Origin of the sequence: Amycolatopsis sp. NPDC059657, assembly GCF_042734395.1 — a bacterium.
In the GTDB taxonomy this organism is placed as follows: Bacteria; Actinomycetota; Actinomycetes; order Mycobacteriales; family Pseudonocardiaceae; genus Amycolatopsis.
Genome location: NZ_JBHWEB010000033.1, coordinates 15,023 through 30,797 on the forward strand (window position 1 = coordinate 15,023; position 15,775 = coordinate 30,797).

Genomic DNA, 15,775 nt, shown 5'->3' on the forward strand with positions numbered 1-15,775 from the left:
GTTCTAACCGGCCGTACCACTCACGACCCTGGTGGCCTAGGCGTTCTCTTCGGCGAGCCGCTCGTTCGCGCTCTGCGTCTTGAGCGGGATCTGCTTGATGAACAGGATCGCCACCAGCGCCAGCACCGCCAGCGGCGCGCCGATCAGGAACAGCTCGCTGGTCGCTTCGCCGTACGCGTCGCGGATGACGTTCGCGATCGGCTCGGGCAGCAGCGCCAGGTTCGGCACCGTGTCACCGGAACCGGCTGGCATGTTCGCCGCCTGCGGGCCGAGACCTTCCAGCGTCAGCGTGGTGATGCGGCTGGCGAGCACCGCGCCGAGCGCGCTGACGCCGATCGAACCACCCAGGCTGCGGAAGAACGACAGCGTCGACGTCGCCGTGCCCAGGTCCTGCGGCGGCACGTCGTTCTGCGCCACCAGCACGAGGTTCTGCATCAGCATCCCGATTCCGACGCCGAGCACCACCATGTACGAGGCCAGCACCACGATGTGGGTGTGCGCGTCGATCGTGCCGAGCAGCAGCAGGCCGGCGATCATCAGCACGCCACCGAGCACGAGGTGGATCTTCCACACCCCGGTCCTGCTGATCAGCTGACCGGACACTGTGGACGAAACGAGCAGGCCGAAGATCATCGGCAGGCTCAGCAGCCCGGCCACGGTCGGCGACTTGCCCAGCGCCAGCTGGAAGTACTGCGACAGGAACACGGTGCCGCCGAACATCGCCGCGCCGACCAGGAAGCTGGCGAGCGTGCTCAGCGCGATCGTGCGGTTTTTGAACAGGCTCAGCGGCAGGATGGGTTCCGGCACGCGCGACTCGACGAACACCGCCGCCGCCAGCAAGACCAGTCCGGTGCCGACCAGCGCGACCGTCCACAGTGAACCCCAGGCGAACTGGTGCCCGGCCAGCGACGACCACACCAGCAGCGTCGAAACGCCCGCCATGATCAGGAACGCGCCCAGGTAGTCGACCTTGACGTCCTTGCGGACGGTCGGCAGGTTCAGCGTGCGCTGCAGCAGCAGGATCGCGGCGACGGCCAGCGGCACACCGATGAAGAAGCACCAGCGCCAGCCCAGCCACGAGGTATCGACGATCGCGCCGCCGATCAGCGGGCCCGCGACCGTGGCGACACCGAACATGCCGCCCATGATCCCGGAGTACTTGCCGAGGTCACGCGGCGAAACGATGCTCGCCATGATGATCGGCACGAGCGCGGTGAGCCCGCCGGCGCCGACACCCTGCGCGACGCGGCTGGCGATCAGCACCCCGATGTCCTGCGAGAACCCGGCGACCAGCGAGCCGACCACGAACAACGCGAGGCCGGCCTGCACCAGGAGCTTCTTGTTGTAGAGGTCGGAGAGCTTGCCCCACAGCGGAACCGTCGCGGTCATCGCGAGCAGCTCGGTGGTCACCACCCAGGTGTAGGACGACTGCGAGCCGCCCAGGTCCGCGATGATCCTCGGCAGCGCGTTGGCCACCACGGTCGACGCCAAGATCGCGACGAACAGGCCCATCAGCAGCCCGGACAGTGCTTCGAGCACCTGCCGGTGCGTCATCGCGCCCGGCCGCGCCTCGGATGTCGTGGTCATGTCTCCCCCATTTCCTTCAGTGTGGTTCCGGTAGTCCGTTGACGACGGCGTCCATCGCCTCGTCCAGCAGTTCTCGTAGTGACGCCTTGCCGCCGAGCGCGTGCCAGCGGCGGATCGCCGCGCTCATCCCCGCGCCGACGAGCGAGAACAGCAGGCTGGGATAGAAGTCCTTGTCCGGATCGAGCCCGCATCGCCGGGCGATGGCCTCGACCAGCTGCCGTTCGCTCTCGGCCTGCGCGACCATCATCCGCGAGACGAGATGCAGGTTCTGCTCGAAGATCGACATCCGGGCCAGCCACTCGTCCCGGTTGTCCTCGACGCGTTTGAAATCGTCGTCCAGCGCGTTCAGCAGCGCGTGCGCGGTGCCGACCTCGGGCGGCGCGGCGAGCAGCGCCTCGATGACAGCCACCGTGCGCTCGTCCCGGTCGGGATAGGCGATGACGACGGCGTCGTCCTTGGAAGCGAAGTAGTTGAAGAAGGTGCGCACGGAGACATCGGCGGCCGCGGCGATGTCCTCGACCGTCACCTTGTCGAGCCCATGCTCGGCAACCAGCCGGACGGCGGCGCGCGCCAGCGTCCGATGCGTCTCGAACTTCTTGCGTTCGCGCAGCGAAAGGCCGGGCGGGGTCTCAGGCATGAAACCAAGGTACCGAGAAACTTGCACGATCTGCAAACTTGCAGAACGTGCACTCTGTCACATGATCCACCGGCGACGCTGAGATATGACCGGCGATGGTTCCTGGTGCGCCCGAGTCGGACGTGGCACGGCTTACCCGCAGGATCGCCGCCTCGAAGAAACCCCGGTACTTCGAGATCCGCTACGAACTGGGCCCGCGCGCGAAGATCCGGCTCACCGGGAACACCGAGGAACGCGGACGGCTTCGCGTGGAAGCCGTCCGCGTTCCTCGGGCGCTGGCGCGACGAGTCGACGTGGATCGTCAGCGAGGTCACCGAGAACACCATGAACACGATGATGGCGATCTCGGTGCAGCTCGCCGAGGCGGTCGCCCAGATGCGGCGCGAGCAGACTTGAGTCAGAGCAGCTTCCACGCCTCCGTCAGCGAGGCGCGCAGGATCGACTCGATCTCGTCGAAGTGCGACTGGTCGCAGATCAGCGGTGGCGCGAGCTGGATGACCGGCTCGCCGCGGTCGTCCGCGCGGCAGTAGAGCCCATTGTTGAACAGTGAGCTGGACAGGTACTTGTGCAGTACCCGCTCGGATTCCTCCGGCGTGAACGTCTCCTTGGTCGTCTTGTCCTTGACCAGCTCGATGCCGTAGAAGAACCCGGCGCCGCGGATGTCGCCGACGATCGGCAGGTCGGTCAGCTTGTCCAAAGTGGACCGGAACGCGGACTCGTTGCGCAGCACGTTGCCGTAGATGTCCTCGCGCTCGATCAGGTCCAGGTTCGCCAGCGCGACCGCGCAGGCCACCGGGTGCCCGCCGTAGGTCGAGCCGTGCATGAACGTGGTCGTGCCTCGGGTGAACGGCTCCATCAGCCGGTCGGTGGCCAGTACCGCGCCGAGCGGGGCGTACCCGGAGGTCAGGCCCTTGGCGGTGGTGATGATGTCGGGCTGGTAGCCGTAGCGCTTGGCGCCGAAGTCGTGCCCGAGCCTGCCGAACGCGCAGATCACCTCATCGGAGACGAGCAGCACGTCGTACTGGTCGCAGATCTCGCGCACGCGCTCGAAGTAGCCGGGCGGCGGCGGGAAGCAGCCGCCGGTGTTCTGCAGCGGCTCGAGGAACACCGCCGCGACCGTGTCCGGCCCCTCGAACTCGATGGCCTGCGCGATCTGGTCGGCGGTCCAGCGGCCGAAGGCGTCGTAGTCGTCCGCGTACACGGGGGCGCGGTAGAAGTTGGTGTTCGGCACCTTCAGCGCGCTCGGCACCAGCGGCTCGAAGTCCTGCTTCGCGCCGGGCAGCCCGGTCAGCGAGAGCGCGCCCGCCGACGTGCCGTGGTACGCCAGCGCACGGCTGACCACCTTGTGCTTGGTGGGCTTGCCGATCTGCTTGTAGTAAGCCTTCGCGAGTTTCCATGCCGTCTCAACGGATTCGCCGCCGCTGACGGTGAAGAACACCCGGTTCAGGTCACCGGGCGCGTCGTTCGCGAGCCGCTCGGCGAGCTGGATCGCGGCCGGGTGCGCGTTGCCCCACAACGGGAAGTACGCGAGCTCGCGTGTCTGCTTCGCCGCCGCCTCCGCGAGCTCTTCACGGCCGTGGCCGACGCCGACGGCGAACAGGCCCGCCAGGCCGTCGAGGTAGCGGTTGCCGCGCGCGTCCCAGACGTACGCGCCCTCACCGCGCACCATCACCGGGATGTCGGCGTTGGCTCCGTCCCCGTGGCGGGTGAAGTGCATCCACAGGTGGTCGCGGGCCGACGTGGCGAGCCGGTCCGAGGTCCAGGTGTTGGTCTCGGCGGTGGCAGTCATCGCTTCCTCGCTGATTTCGTAGTCAGATTACGTGTCTTCTACGTTTATCGCATATTGAAAGCCGGTAAGCAACCGAATCGTGGCCATGGCAGACTCGCGTGGGTGACTGGAACGGTGCTTGTCCTCGGTGGCCGGAGCGAGATCGGCCTGGAAGTGGCGCGCAGGCTCGTCGACGGCGGTGCCACGAAGGTGATCCTCGCCGCACGCCGCAGCGCGGACCTCGACAAAGAGGCTTCACTGCTTAACAAGGCCGAAGTCGAGCGCGTCGAGTTCGACGCCGACGACCTCGGCTCCCACGAAGCGCTCTTCGCAAGCCTTGGCAAGCTCGACACCGTTGTCGTCTCCTTCGGCATCCTCGGCGACCAGGTTCGCGCGGAAGCCGACGCGGCGCACGCGGTTTCAATCGTCCACACCGACTATGTGGCCCACGTGAGCGTGCTCACCCATCTGGCCAATCTCCTCCGTAAGCAGGGCAGGGGGCAACTCGTGGTCTTCAGCTCGGTCGCCGGCGTCCGGGTCCGCCGCGCCAATTACGTCTACGGCTCCGCGAAGGCCGGGCTCGACGGGTTCGCGAGCGGGCTCGCCGACGCACTGCACGGCACGGGCGTCCACCTGCTGCTGGTTCGCCCCGGTTTCGTGATCGGCCGGATGACCGAAGGCATGTCGCCCGCGCCGTTCTCCAGCACGCCGGATCAGGTGGCCGACGCGACGGTCGCGGCTTTGCGCAAACGTCGTTCAGTCGTCTGGGTACCCGGACTGCTACGCCCCGTGTTCGCCGTGATGAAGCTCTTGCCGCGTGCGATCTGGCGCCGTATGCCACGCTGACCTTACTTATAACAAGAACTGAAAGACTTTCTCAGCTTCTTCCCAGGAAACGCGGTGATTCTGGAAATCACTGGGTTTCATACTGTCTGGGAGGAAAGCGGTCGTGTTGGTTACTCACCGTGTTTGGCGGCGTAGTGCCCTCGGCCTCGTCGCGCTCACCGTTCTCGGCGGCACCGGCTATGCCTGGGCGCAGCTGAGCAAGCTCGACACCGGCATCACCGTCGCCGACGTCATCCCGCCGTCCGCGAAGATCCCGGAAGGCGTCTCGCCGTCCTCGGTGGACCAGAACATCCTGCTGGTCGGCATCGACTCTCGTAACGACGCGCAAGGCAACCCGCTTCCGCAAGCACTGCTCGACCAGTTGCACGCGGGCAGCTCCGAAGACGGCGGCGACACCACCGACTCGATCATCGTCGTCCACCTGCCCGCCGGCGGGGGCGCGGCGACCGCGATCTCCATCCCGCGCGACTCCTACGTCCCGCTCGCGGGCAATCTCGGCTCCCACAAGATCAATTCCGCGTTCAGCCGGGGCAAGAACGCCGCGAAGAACCAGCTGCGCGCCCAGGGCCTCAGCGGCGCCGAGCTGGAGAAGCAGAGTGACGCGGCGGGCGCGCGTACCGCGGTCGAAACGGTCCAGCAGGTCACCGGCCTGACGATCAACCACTACGCAGCCGTCAACCTCGCGGGCTTCTACTCGCTGAGCAACGCCATCGGCGGCGTCTCGGTCTGCCTGAACAACCCGGTCAACGACAAGTACTCCGGCGCGAACTTCCCGGCAGGGGAGCAGACGATCTCCGGCGCGGAGGCGCTCGCGTTCGTCCGCCAGCGTCATGGCCTGCCCAGCGACCTCGACCGCATCAAGCGGCAGCAGGCGTTCCTGTCCGGCATGGCGAAGAAGATCCTCAGCGCGGGCACCTTGAGCGATCCGACGAAACTGTCCGATCTGATCTCGGCGGTGCAAGGCTCGCTGGTCATCGACAAGGGTTGGGACATCTTCAGCTTCGCCCAGCAGTTGCGCGGCCTCAGTGCGGGCTCGATCAACTTCACCACCGTGCCGGTCCAGTCGCTCAGCATGGCGACCGGCGACGGTGACGCGGTCAAGGTCGATCTCGGCCAGATCCGCGCCTTTGTCAAGCAGGTCACCGGCCAAGCCGTCAACGGCAACGCCTCGACCGGCACCGGCACCGACTCCAGCGCCGGCGTCGGCCGCATCAAGAACACCGCGAACACGACTTCGACGTCGGACCAGCCGACGTCGAACTCCGTCTCCTGCGTGAACTGACTCGTGAGTGTTCCCGACGGTTAGAACCGTCGGGAACACTCATGACTTCTCTTTATACGAACGCACTCTCACCGGTGATCGCCTTGCCGACGATCAGCGTGTTCATCTCGCGGGTGCCCTCGAACGAGTAGATCGCCTCGGCGTCGGCGAAGAACCGCGCGATGTCGTAGTCGAGCACGATCCCGTTGCCGCCGAAGATCTCCCGGCTCCACGCGACGACCTCACGCATCCGCGAGGTGACGAACGCCTTCGCCAGCGACGAGTGCTCGTCCTTGAAGATCCCGGCGTCCTGCAGGTGCGCCAGCTGGATCAGCATGCCCCACGAGGCGGTGATGTTGCCGAGGCTCTTCACCAGCAGGTCCTGCACCATCTGGAAGCGCGCGATCGGACGGCCGAACTGCTTGCGCTCCTTGGCGTAGTCCAGCGCGAGCTCGTACGCGCCGATCATCACGCCCAGCGCCTGCCAGGCGACGCCGCCGCGGGTGGCGCGCAGGATCTCGCCGACGTCGCGGAACGAGTTGATGTTCTGCAGCCGGTTGGCCTCCGGCACGCGGACGTCGGTCAGCGTGATCTCGGCGTTCTCCACGATCCGGAACGCGATCTTGTTCTCGATCTTGACCGGCACGAAGCCCGCCATGTCCTTCTCGACGACGAAGCCCTTGACCTTGTTGTCGTCGACGTCGCGCGCCCACACCACGACGTAGTCGGCGAAGGTCGCGTTGCCGATCCACTTCTTGGCACCGTTGAGCACCCAGGTGTCACCGTCCCGCTTGGCGGTGGTGCGCATGCCGCCGGCGACATCCGAACCGCCGAGCGGCTCGGTCATCGCGAACGCGCCGATCTTGTCCATCGCGGCCATCTCCGGGAGCCAGCGGTCCCGCTGCTCCTGGCTGCCGCCCGCGTAGATGCTGTACATCGCGAGTCCGTTGTGGACACCGAAGAAGGTGGCCACCGACGGGTCGGTGCGGGTCATCTCCATCGCCATCATGCCGCTCAGCAGGTTCGACGCGGCGGCCCGGTGTTCGCCGTAGCCCTCGTAGGGCAGCCCGGCCAGTCCCTGCTCGCGGAACATGCCGATGAGCTCCTTCGGGAACGTGCCCTTCGCCCAGTTCTCATTGACCAGCGGCTTGACCTGGGTGCGCATGAAGTCCCGCGTCTTCAGCAGAACCTTGCGCTCCTCGTCCGAGAGCAGGGTCTCGTAGTCGTAGAAGTCGGCGACGAGCTGGTCTTCGAGTGTGGTGCCCATATCAGTTCTCCTCCTTGGTGGCACTGTCCAGAGCGGACAGAACCGCGAGCTGCTTACGGTCGCGCGTCTCGGAAAGCTCCGAATACGTGGAGGAGCCGTAGGCCTTTTCGACAGCCTTGATCAGTTCTTCTTGTTCTTCCGGGCCTTGCTCGGGCTGGCCGAGACCGGCCCACATCTTCTTCATCGACACGCCGATGTGCTCGGCCATGTGTCGGTAGCCACCAGGGCCCCCGCCGAGATGCGAGCCGAGGAACGGCCCGACGGTCGACCAGCGGATGCCCAGCGAGTTGGTCATCACGTCGTCGAGTTCTTCAGGCGTGACAACACCTTGCTCGACGAGGTAGATCGCTTCGCGGCTCAGTGCGTTCTGCAGGCGGTTGCCGACGAACCCCGGGATCTCCTTGCGCTCCACCACCGGCACCCTGCCGACGAAGCGGTAAAACTCGACGGCAGCCTGCGTGGCCTCCTCGCTGGTCCGCTCGCCGGGTACGACCTCGACGAGCGGGATCAGGTGCGGCGGGTTGAACGGGTGACCGATGAGGACCCGAGTGGCGTCTTCGAGGTCGCCGGTGAAGGCGGTCGACGGGATCGCGCTGGAGCTGCTCAGCAGCAGCGCGTGCGACGGGGCTTCCTTCACCAGCGTGGCGAAGAGGTCCTTCTTGAACTCGACGTTCTCCGGGCCGTTCTCCTGCACGATGTCCGCGTTACGCACGGCTTCCGTGACGTCCTTGGCCAGGTGCACGCGAGCCGGGTCGAGCGTCAAGCCTTGCTCCGCCAGGTGCGGCATGAACTCCGCCAGCGCGTTCGCGACGGCTTCTTCCAGGTCGGGCCGGGGATCGGAAACCCAGACGTCCATGCCGTGTCCCGCGAACAGTGCTGTCCACGAGAGACCGATGGTGCCCGCTCCGATGACTGCCGCTGTGCCGAACTTCATGACCGGGCTTCTTTCAAGTAGTCGTAGACCGGCTTGACCGGAGCCAGGGTGAGGTCGGTGAGGATGTGGCTGGCGGAAACGACTTCCCGCACCGGCAGGTCCGCCAGCGGCGCCAGCACGTGTTCGAAGAGCTGCAGCCGCGCGGGCCCGGTCCATGCCTCCTTGACCACCACATCGGTGATCTCGGTGCGGACCAGCTCGCTGACGCGGGGGCTGCCGTCGTAGTTCGGGACGATCTTGAGCATGAAGGTCGGCACGGTGATCTGTGCCTCTGCCTCACGCAGGTCGAGCCGGTTGTGCTTGTAGCCCATGGTCGCGGTGGCGACCCGGAGCGTGCCGTAGTCGAGCGTGCCGACCAGCGTGCCGTTGTCGGTGTAGAGGTTCGGCGCCCCGACGGTCTTGGGGTAGGCGCTGATCTCGCGGCCGGACGCGGTCGCGGCGAAGTTGTCGAGGTACATCGCGTGCAGGTACTCGCCGTGCTCGCCGTCGAAGGTGACCGGGATGGCCTGGCCGGACTCGGTGTACGGGCCGTACCCGCTGACGTCACCCATCTTCATGACCTCGAAGCGCACCAACGGTTCTTCGATCTGAAGCGGCTCGGGGACGACCGCGCGCAGTGCTTCGATGTCGGTCCGGTAGACGATGTTGAGGTACTCGCGGTTGGTGAAGCGGGGGACCACCGGCGCGTACGCGGGGTTCGCGAGCGGGGTCGTGACGTGCTGGAGCACTTCCTGGGTGTTCATCGTCCTGTCCAAACCGGCTGGCGGCGCTCGGCGAAGGCCTGCATGCCTTCACGGACGTCGGCCGAACCCATCAGCTGAGCCATTTCCTTGCGCTGCGCGTCGAAGGCGTCCGTTTCCGGGACACCGTGCGCGGCGGTGACGATCTTCTTCACGGCGGCCAGCGCGAGCGGCGCGTTGGCGGTGAGCTGCTCGGCGAGCTGGAGCGCGACCGCGGTGGCCTCGCCGGTCGCGACGACCCGGTTCACCAGGCCGAGTTCCGCGGCGCGGGTGCCGGTGACCGGCTCCCCGGTGAGCAGGAACTCCATCGCCAGGTGATGCGGGATCCGTTGCGGCAGGCGGATCACACCGCCGCCCGCGGCGACCAGGCCGCGCTTGACTTCGGGGAGACCGAACTTCGCGTCCTCGGCGGCGACGATCAGGTCACACGCCAGCGCGAGTTCGAACCCGCCGCCCATCGCGAAGCCTTCGACGGCCGCGATCAGGGGCTTGGCGGTCTCCCGTTCGGTGAGCCCGCCGAAGCCGAGCCCGTCGATCGACGGCGACTCGCCTTTCAGCGCGGCCTTGAGGTCCATACCGGCGCTGAAGGTGCCTTCCGCGCCGGTCAGCACGCCGACTCGGAGGTTCGGATCGGCTTCGAGCTGGTCGATCGCTTCGGCGATGCCCCGCGCGACCGCCGCGTCGACGGCGTTGCGGGCCTGGGGCCGGTCGATCGTGATGAGTAGTGAAGAACCGAGGATTTCGGTGCGCACACTCATGGTGGTGCCTTCTTTCTGCTTACGCTTCTTACGCGAGTTCGCTGAGAACCTCAGCGGTGTGCTGCCCGGGAAGCGGGGCCAGCGAGCGGATCGAGGCCGGGGTGGCCGAGAACTTGACCGGGATGCCGACGGAGCGGATCTTGCCCTCGCTCGGGTGCTCGACGACGTCGAGCAGGTGACCGCCCGTGACGTAGGTGTCCTCGTGCGCCTTGTCGAGTTCGAGGACCGGGGCCATCGGGATGCTGTGCTTCGCGCAAACCTCGGACCACTCCTCGGTGGTCAGCGCCGGCGCGCATTCGGTGACCAGTGCCATCATCGCGGTCTGGTCCTCCGGGGCGACCGTGTCGCCGTTGACGCGCGGGTCTTCGGCGAGGTCGGGACGGCCCGCCGCCTGGAAGAAGTCGCGGAAGTTCTGCGGGTTGTAGGGGATCACGCAGGCGAGGCCGTCCTTGGTGGGCACCGCGGCGTGGCCCTTGAGCATCGACAGCGGGAACCCGGTCTGGCCCTGCACCGGCTCGAAGACGTGCCCGGAGAGGTGCTCGACCAGGTTGAACGCGATCAGCGTGTCGGTCATCGGGACCTCGATGTGCTGGCCTTCACCGGTCTTGCGCTGATGCACGAGCGCCGCGAGCACGGAGTAGACGATGGTCAGCGCCGAGACCTTGTCGCCGATGATGGTCGGCAGGTAGGCGGGGGTGCCGAGCGCGCGGTTCGTGATGTCGACCAGGCCGGAGGAGGCCTGCACGGTCTCGTCGTACGCGGCGTTGCCCGCGCGGTCGGAGTCGGCGCGGAAACCCTGGGCGTGCGCGTAGATCAGCTTCGGGTTGCGCTCGGCGACATCGGCGTAGTTGAGGCCGAGGCGGGCCAGCGCGCCGGGGCGCATGTTGGTGATCAGCACGTCGGCGGTGTCGATGAGCTCGAGCGCCTTGGCGCGCTGGTCTTCGTCCTTCAGGTTCAGCGCCACACTGCGCTTGTTGCGGTTGACGTTGAGGTTCAGCGGGGTCATGCCGGGGGTGGTGCGGTACTGGCCGTTGCGGACGGTGTCCGACGGCGACTCGATCTTGATCACGTCCGCGCCGAGGTCACCCAGGATCTGGGCCGCGTACGGGCCCATGACCACCGTCGAGAGGTCGATCACCCGCACGCCGTCCAATGCCCCGGTGCTGGCGCCGGTGACAGTTTCTGTGGTGTCCATCGTCACTCCTCTTCGGTGTCTCTCTTCGCTATGCCAATGACGTTAGTAGCGAAAAGACAAAGAGGGAATGATCATGATGCGAAGAATGGCATGACCGCAGCGGTCATACCATTATCGGCTCCTGGAATACGATTTTCGCGTGCTCGATCAATTCGCTCAGATCGGTTCGATCGGCGCGCCAGAGCAGGCCGGTCCGCAGTTCGGGAGTGAAATCCTCAATAGGTAGAATGGTGACATTGTCCAGTTTGTACCCATGCATGGGACTGCTCGGATCGAGCATCGAGATCGAGAATCCCATTCCGCTGGAAATGAGTTCCGCCATCCCGCTGTAGCCCGTGCTCGGGAGTTTCAGCCGCTGCTTGACGCCGGCGGCGGAGAGCGCGGTGTCGAGTTGCTCGAAGTAGGTGGGCGTGGCTTCGGCCGGTGCCGCCATGTACGGCAGATCCACCAGATCGGCGAGCCTGACGGTCGTCTGCCCCTCGAAGCGATCGGCGGGCACGGCGGCGCCGAGGCGTTCGGACATCACTTCGATCTGGGAGAGCGCGGGATCGTTCGCCGGCAGCCTGGCGAGGGTGAGCGCGAGCCTGCCTTCGTGCACGCCGTCGACCAAATCCGCTGTGGTGCCAGGCCAACGCTTGAGATCGAAGCGCTCGCGGCAGCGGTCTTCGAGAAGCTTGACCTTGTCGCGCAGCGCCGGATGCACGCCGGCGGGCATGCCGATGAAGACCGTGCTGCGTGCCGGCTCGGCCGCCTCGCGCAGCCGCCATGGGATCGCGTTGACCTGTTCGAGGATGTCCTTGGCGAGGGGGAGCAGCGCCTGCCCCGCGGGGGTGAGCGCGACCTTGTGGGTGCTGCGCTCGAACAGTTTCTGGCCGAGTTCGTGCTCGAGATCCTTGACGCGCTGGCTCAACGGAGACGCGGCCATGTGCAACTTGCGCGCCGCCTGGGAGAAGTTGAGTTCCTCGGCGACCGCGACGAAATACCTGAGGTGCAGCATCTCCATGTCGTCAGCCTAGCCGGACCTCGCCCCCTGCCTGATCAGGGCGTTCTTCCTCCCCGATCACTCGCCAGAGTGACAAGGTTGCACATCCCCGACCCGCCCTCGTAACGTCGAACAGGTGAGCGAAACAAATCCACTGACAGAGGCGGCCCGCCCGGTGCGGGACGCGAATTCGCCGAAGATGTCCAAAATCGAGCTGGGAGAAGTGATCCGTGAAACACAAAAAGCAGCAGCGCAGGTGGAAGCGGTTCGGCTCGGTGCGGCCGTCACGGCCGAAGACGACCACGCCGAGGCGCTGGTGGCCGAGAGATTCGAGGTCGCACCGAGCCGATCACCCGGCTAGCCGGTCGCGTCCCGGTCATCAGTCCGGCGCAGCACCAGGCACAGGAATCCCCACGTCTCCCGGTAGGTCCGCAACCATTCGGTCCGGTGCGTGGTGGCCACCGTGAGCGCTTCGCGGCCGTCCGGGTCGTCCTGGCGGTCGAGCGCCCACGAGGCGAGCGAGCCCGTCCAGGCCCACTCGTAGTCGTCCAGTTCCCGCCGGGTGCTGACGTGCCCGGTCACGGGCGTCCAGCCTTCGGCGACCACGCTGTCCACTGTGGACGCCAGGTCGCGGAAGTCGCCGAGCATCTCGATGGCTTCGGCGCTGGGTTCGCGTTCCCAGAACCCGTCGCCGACCAGCACCCGCCCGCCGGGTGCCAGGTGCTCGCGAGCCGCGGCCAAGGTGGGCAGCAGGCCGCCGAACACGTGCGCGGCCCCGACGCTCAGCACGACATCGAACGGGCGCTCGGAAGCGAACTCGGTCGCGTCCTGCCGATGCAGGGTGAGCCGGTCGTGCACGCCGAGTGCTTCGGCGGCCGCACGGGCGTGTGCCAAAGCCGGCTCGGCGACATCGACGCCGTCCGCGTGCAGATCCGGGTAGGTGGCAAGGGCGCGCAGCAGCCATTCCGCGCCACCACAGCCGAGGTCGAGCACGCGGTCGCCGGGCCGGATGGCCCTGGCGAGCAGCGCGCGCACGGAGTCGTCGGCGAGCGGTGCGGCGATCGGGTGATCGGCATGGGCGAGGCGGGAGATGAGATCACGATCCACGGCGCGCAGCCTACGGAAATCGCCGCCGAGCGCACCCGGTTTTCCCGTCCGCGCTTGACAGCGTGGGATCTGGCACGACGATGGCCTCGGGTTCGAGTCGCTCGCGCCGCCAGCCGAAGGAGAAACGATGAACTGGACCTTGGAAGTCGTGGCCGTGCCGGTGTCCGACCTGGACCGCGCCAAGACCTTCTACGCGGACAAGCTCGGTTTCACCGTGGACCACGACACGAGAATGGGCGGTGACGACGGTTTCATCCAGCTGACACCGCCCGGCTCCGGCTGCTCGGTCGTGCTCAGCAAGGGCATCGTCGGGATGGCGCCCGGCACGCTCAAGGGCGTCCAGCTGGTCGTCAACGACCTGCCCAGGGCCAGGGCCGAGCTGATCGAACGTGGCATGGAGGTCGGCGAGATCCAGGTGTTCGGCAAGGAAGGCCCCCGTCCGATGGAGGAGGGAGACGACCTGAACAACGTCGGCTTCGTGTTCTTCGAAGACCCCGACGGCAATGGCTGGGCCATCCAGCAGATCACCGCCCGCGACTAGAAAAGCGTTACCGCTGTTTGAAAACACCAGAGTGGTTACTGGCAGCCGAACTCACCGCGCGAGCGGCAGGGTCACCGTGAACGCGGCCCCGCCTTCGGGAGCGGGGCCCGCGGTCAGCGTGCCGCCCATCCGGGTCACCAGGCCGTGGGCGAGCGCGAGCCCGATCCCGGAGCCGACCGGCCGCTTGTCCCGGTACTTCTTGTTGAGCACGCCGCGATCGAAGGCCACCGGGTAGTCCTCGGCGGCCAGGCCGGGCCCGCCGTCCCGCACGGCGAGCCTGGCCTGTCCGTCGACGGTCAGCGCCAGCACGATCGGCGCACCGGCAGGGGTGACCCGCAGCGCGTTCTCCGCCAGCCCGTCGATGACCTGCCGCAGCCGTCGCGGGTCGGCCACGACGTGCACCGGGTGCGGCGGGACGACCACCTCGAGTGCCACCTCCCTGGTGGCGCACCGCAGCCGCCAGACCTCGGCGCAGTCGGTGACCAGCGCGACCAGGTCGAGTCCGGTCAGGTCGAGCCGGAACTCGTCGGCGCCCAGCCGTGCCAGGTCCAGCAGATCGCTGACCAGGCGTTCGAGGCGCTGGGCCTCGCGCTGGATGGTGTCGCCCGCCCGCCGCGCGTCTTCGCCCTCGGCCACTCCGTCGGCGATGGCCTCGGCGAAGCCGTTGACGGCGGTCAGCGGGGTGCGGAGTTCATGGGAGACCGAGAGCAGGAACTCCCGTTGCCGCGCTTCGCTGTAGCGCAGCGCGTCGGCCAGTTCGTTGATCGAGGTCGCCACCTCGGCGACCTCGGCGGGTCCTTCGATCGGCACGCGCAGGTCCCGCCGTCCGCCTCGCATGCTCGCGGCGACAGCGGCCGCGTGGCGCAGCGGGCGGGAGAGGAGCCTGCCCAGCGCGACCCCCGCGAGCGCGGCGACCAGCAGCCCGATGCCCAGCGCGATCAGGATGTTCCTGATCAGCTTGCGCATGGCCACGCCCTGCGCGTCCACGGACTGCACGAGCGCGAAGGTCTCGCCGGTCCCGATCGATCGGGTCTCGACCAGGAACTGCTCGCCGTCGATCAGCACCTGCTGCGACGAGTTCCCGTTGAGGCCCGCCTTCGCCGCGGCGCGGGTCGCGATCGGGTCGTCGCCGGCGGGCTTGCCGTTCGGGCGCTGGACGACGACCGTGATCCCTTGCCCGCGCACCACTTCGGTGATCCTGCCCGCGCGGAAGCGTGCGTTCGGGATCCCGCCATCGAACTGGCCGGCGAGCACGTTCGCCTGGGCGGCCAGTGACTGCTGCAGCACGTCCTTGCCCGCCGAGTTGACCAGCCTGGCCGCCACCAGCCCGGCGACGACCACGGCCACCCCCGCGACGGCGAGGCAGACCACGGTGATGCGCAACGCGAGCGAGGTGCGGCGGCCGGGCTTCGTCATCACTTGTCCGCCGAATAGCCGATGCCGCGGACCGTCCTGATCGGACTGTGGTCACCGAGTTTCGCCCGCAGCTGGGCGATGTGCACGTCCACCGTGCGGGTGCCTGCGGACGCGGCGTACCCCCACACGGAGCTCAGCAGCTGCTCACGCCCGAACACCTGGCCCGGATGGCGCAGCAGGTGCGCGAGCAGGTCGAACTCCGTCGAGGTGAGCCCGATCTCGGCCTCACCGGCCCAGGCCCGGCGCTGCGTCAGGTCGACGCGGACGCCGCCGGCCGAGTAGACCTCGGACGGCGGCGTCGCGGCGGCGGCCCGCCGCAGTACGGTGCGGACCCGGACCGCGAGTTCACGGGGGCTGAACGGTTTCGTCAGGTAGTCGTCGGCGCCGATCTCCAAGCCCAGCAGGCGATCCAGCTCGTCGTCGCGTGCGGTCACGAACAGCACCGGCGTCCAGTCGCCCGCCGCGCGCAGCGTCTTGCAGATCTCCAGGCCGTCCATTCCGGACAGCCCGATGTCGAGCACGATGGCGACCGGCTTCAGCCTGCGCACCGCGGCGAGCGCGGCCGCGCCGTCGGACTCGACATGGACGCCGAACCCGTCGCGTTTCAGGTACATCGCGGCGAGCTCGGCGATCGCCGCCTCGTCCTCCACGACGAGGACCAGACCCCGTCCTTGCTGCTGCATGGCAGGCATCCTGCCAGCCTCGTCCCGACCCTTCAGGTACACGTCCCGACTCT

At 67.5% G+C, this 15,775-nt stretch carries 17 protein-coding genes; 5 read left to right on the top strand and 12 right to left on the bottom strand.

What is annotated here, in order from left to right:
• Positions 1–36: 36 nt before the first annotated feature.
• Both ACFV15_RS19490 and ACFV15_RS19495 read right to left on the bottom strand, forming a co-directional pair.
• Complete coding sequence (locus ACFV15_RS19490) at positions 37–1,587, bottom strand: MFS transporter (RefSeq protein ID WP_378351879.1); 1,551 nt, start codon at positions 1,585–1,587, stop codon at positions 37–39.
• Positions 1,588–1,603: 16 nt separating this feature from the next.
• Positions 1,604–2,224, bottom strand: a complete 621-nt coding sequence (locus ACFV15_RS19495) for a TetR/AcrR family transcriptional regulator (RefSeq protein WP_378351880.1) — start codon at positions 2,222–2,224, stop codon at positions 1,604–1,606.
• Positions 2,225–2,329: 105 nt separating this feature from the next.
• Between ACFV15_RS19495 and ACFV15_RS19500 the strand changes: the two genes are divergently transcribed.
• Positions 2,330–2,620: a hypothetical protein gene (locus ACFV15_RS19500; RefSeq protein WP_378351881.1), complete on the top strand. Its 291-nt coding sequence runs from the start codon at positions 2,330–2,332 to the stop codon at positions 2,618–2,620.
• 1 nt (position 2,621) lies between these two features.
• Here ACFV15_RS19500 and ACFV15_RS19505 read toward each other — a convergent pair whose 3' ends face one another.
• Positions 2,622–4,013: an aspartate aminotransferase family protein gene (locus tag ACFV15_RS19505; protein WP_378351882.1), complete on the bottom strand. Its 1,392-nt coding sequence runs from the start codon at positions 4,011–4,013 to the stop codon at positions 2,622–2,624.
• 102 nt (positions 4,014–4,115) lie between these two features.
• Between ACFV15_RS19505 and ACFV15_RS19510 the strand changes: the two genes are divergently transcribed.
• Together ACFV15_RS19510 and ACFV15_RS19515 are read left to right on the top strand one after the other, a co-directional pair.
• Positions 4,116–4,838, top strand: coding sequence for an SDR family NAD(P)-dependent oxidoreductase (locus ACFV15_RS19510; protein WP_378351883.1), 723 nt, complete (start codon positions 4,116–4,118; stop codon positions 4,836–4,838).
• A 103-nt stretch (positions 4,839–4,941) separates the two neighbouring features.
• Positions 4,942–6,120, top strand: a complete 1,179-nt coding sequence (locus ACFV15_RS19515) for an LCP family protein (protein ID WP_378351884.1) — start codon at positions 4,942–4,944, stop codon at positions 6,118–6,120.
• Between the two features lie 52 nt (positions 6,121–6,172).
• On the opposite strand, the gene ACFV15_RS19520 is transcribed toward ACFV15_RS19515, so the two are convergent.
• From ACFV15_RS19520 to ACFV15_RS19545, 6 genes are all read right to left on the bottom strand, one after another.
• The gene (locus tag ACFV15_RS19520) at positions 6,173–7,366 is read right to left on the bottom strand and encodes an acyl-CoA dehydrogenase family protein (protein ID WP_378351885.1); all 1,194 of its coding nucleotides are present in this window, start codon (positions 7,364–7,366) and stop codon (positions 6,173–6,175) included.
• Position 7,367: 1 nt separating this feature from the next.
• The gene (locus ACFV15_RS19525; protein WP_378351886.1) at positions 7,368–8,300 is read right to left on the bottom strand and encodes a 3-hydroxyacyl-CoA dehydrogenase NAD-binding domain-containing protein; all 933 of its coding nucleotides are present in this window, start codon (positions 8,298–8,300) and stop codon (positions 7,368–7,370) included.
• Positions 8,297–9,043 carry an acetoacetate decarboxylase gene (locus ACFV15_RS19530; RefSeq protein ID WP_378351887.1) on the bottom strand — a complete coding sequence of 249 codons (747 nt, stop codon included), beginning with the start codon at positions 9,041–9,043 and terminating at the stop codon, positions 8,297–8,299. The genes ACFV15_RS19525 and ACFV15_RS19530 overlap by 4 nt, the downstream gene beginning before the upstream one ends.
• Positions 9,040–9,798 carry a crotonase/enoyl-CoA hydratase family protein gene (locus ACFV15_RS19535; protein ID WP_378351888.1) on the bottom strand — a complete coding sequence of 253 codons (759 nt, stop codon included), beginning with the start codon at positions 9,796–9,798 and terminating at the stop codon, positions 9,040–9,042. The genes ACFV15_RS19530 and ACFV15_RS19535 overlap by 4 nt, the downstream gene beginning before the upstream one ends.
• 28 nt (positions 9,799–9,826) lie before the next feature.
• Positions 9,827–10,993 (bottom strand): CaiB/BaiF CoA transferase family protein, encoded by a 1,167-nt coding sequence (locus ACFV15_RS19540; RefSeq protein ID WP_378351889.1) that lies wholly within the window; start codon positions 10,991–10,993, stop codon positions 9,827–9,829.
• Positions 10,994–11,096: 103 nt separating this feature from the next.
• Complete coding sequence (locus ACFV15_RS19545; RefSeq protein ID WP_378351890.1) at positions 11,097–11,996, bottom strand: LysR family transcriptional regulator; 900 nt, start codon at positions 11,994–11,996, stop codon at positions 11,097–11,099.
• Positions 11,997–12,111: 115 nt separating this feature from the next.
• On the opposite strand from ACFV15_RS19545, the gene ACFV15_RS19550 reads away from it, so the two are divergent.
• Positions 12,112–12,336: a hypothetical protein gene (locus ACFV15_RS19550; protein WP_378351891.1), complete on the top strand. Its 225-nt coding sequence runs from the start codon at positions 12,112–12,114 to the stop codon at positions 12,334–12,336.
• On the opposite strand, the gene ACFV15_RS19555 is transcribed toward ACFV15_RS19550, so the two are convergent.
• Positions 12,333–13,082, bottom strand: a complete 750-nt coding sequence (locus tag ACFV15_RS19555; protein WP_378351892.1) for an SAM-dependent methyltransferase — start codon at positions 13,080–13,082, stop codon at positions 12,333–12,335. The two genes, ACFV15_RS19550 and ACFV15_RS19555, sit on opposite strands and share 4 nt — an antisense overlap.
• Positions 13,083–13,209: 127 nt before the next feature.
• On the opposite strand from ACFV15_RS19555, the gene ACFV15_RS19560 reads away from it, so the two are divergent.
• Complete coding sequence (locus tag ACFV15_RS19560; RefSeq protein WP_378351893.1) at positions 13,210–13,623, top strand: VOC family protein; 414 nt, start codon at positions 13,210–13,212, stop codon at positions 13,621–13,623.
• Between the two features lie 51 nt (positions 13,624–13,674).
• Here the strand turns inward: ACFV15_RS19560 and ACFV15_RS19565 are convergent, their stop codons facing one another.
• Both ACFV15_RS19565 and ACFV15_RS19570 read right to left on the bottom strand, forming a co-directional pair.
• Positions 13,675–15,039, bottom strand: a complete 1,365-nt coding sequence (locus ACFV15_RS19565) for a sensor histidine kinase (RefSeq protein ID WP_378351894.1) — start codon at positions 15,037–15,039, stop codon at positions 13,675–13,677.
• Positions 15,039–15,722, bottom strand: a complete 684-nt coding sequence (locus ACFV15_RS19570) for a response regulator (RefSeq protein WP_378351895.1) — start codon at positions 15,720–15,722, stop codon at positions 15,039–15,041. Before ACFV15_RS19570 ends, ACFV15_RS19565 begins: the two co-directional genes overlap by 1 nt.
• Positions 15,723–15,775: the final 53 nt, after the last annotated feature.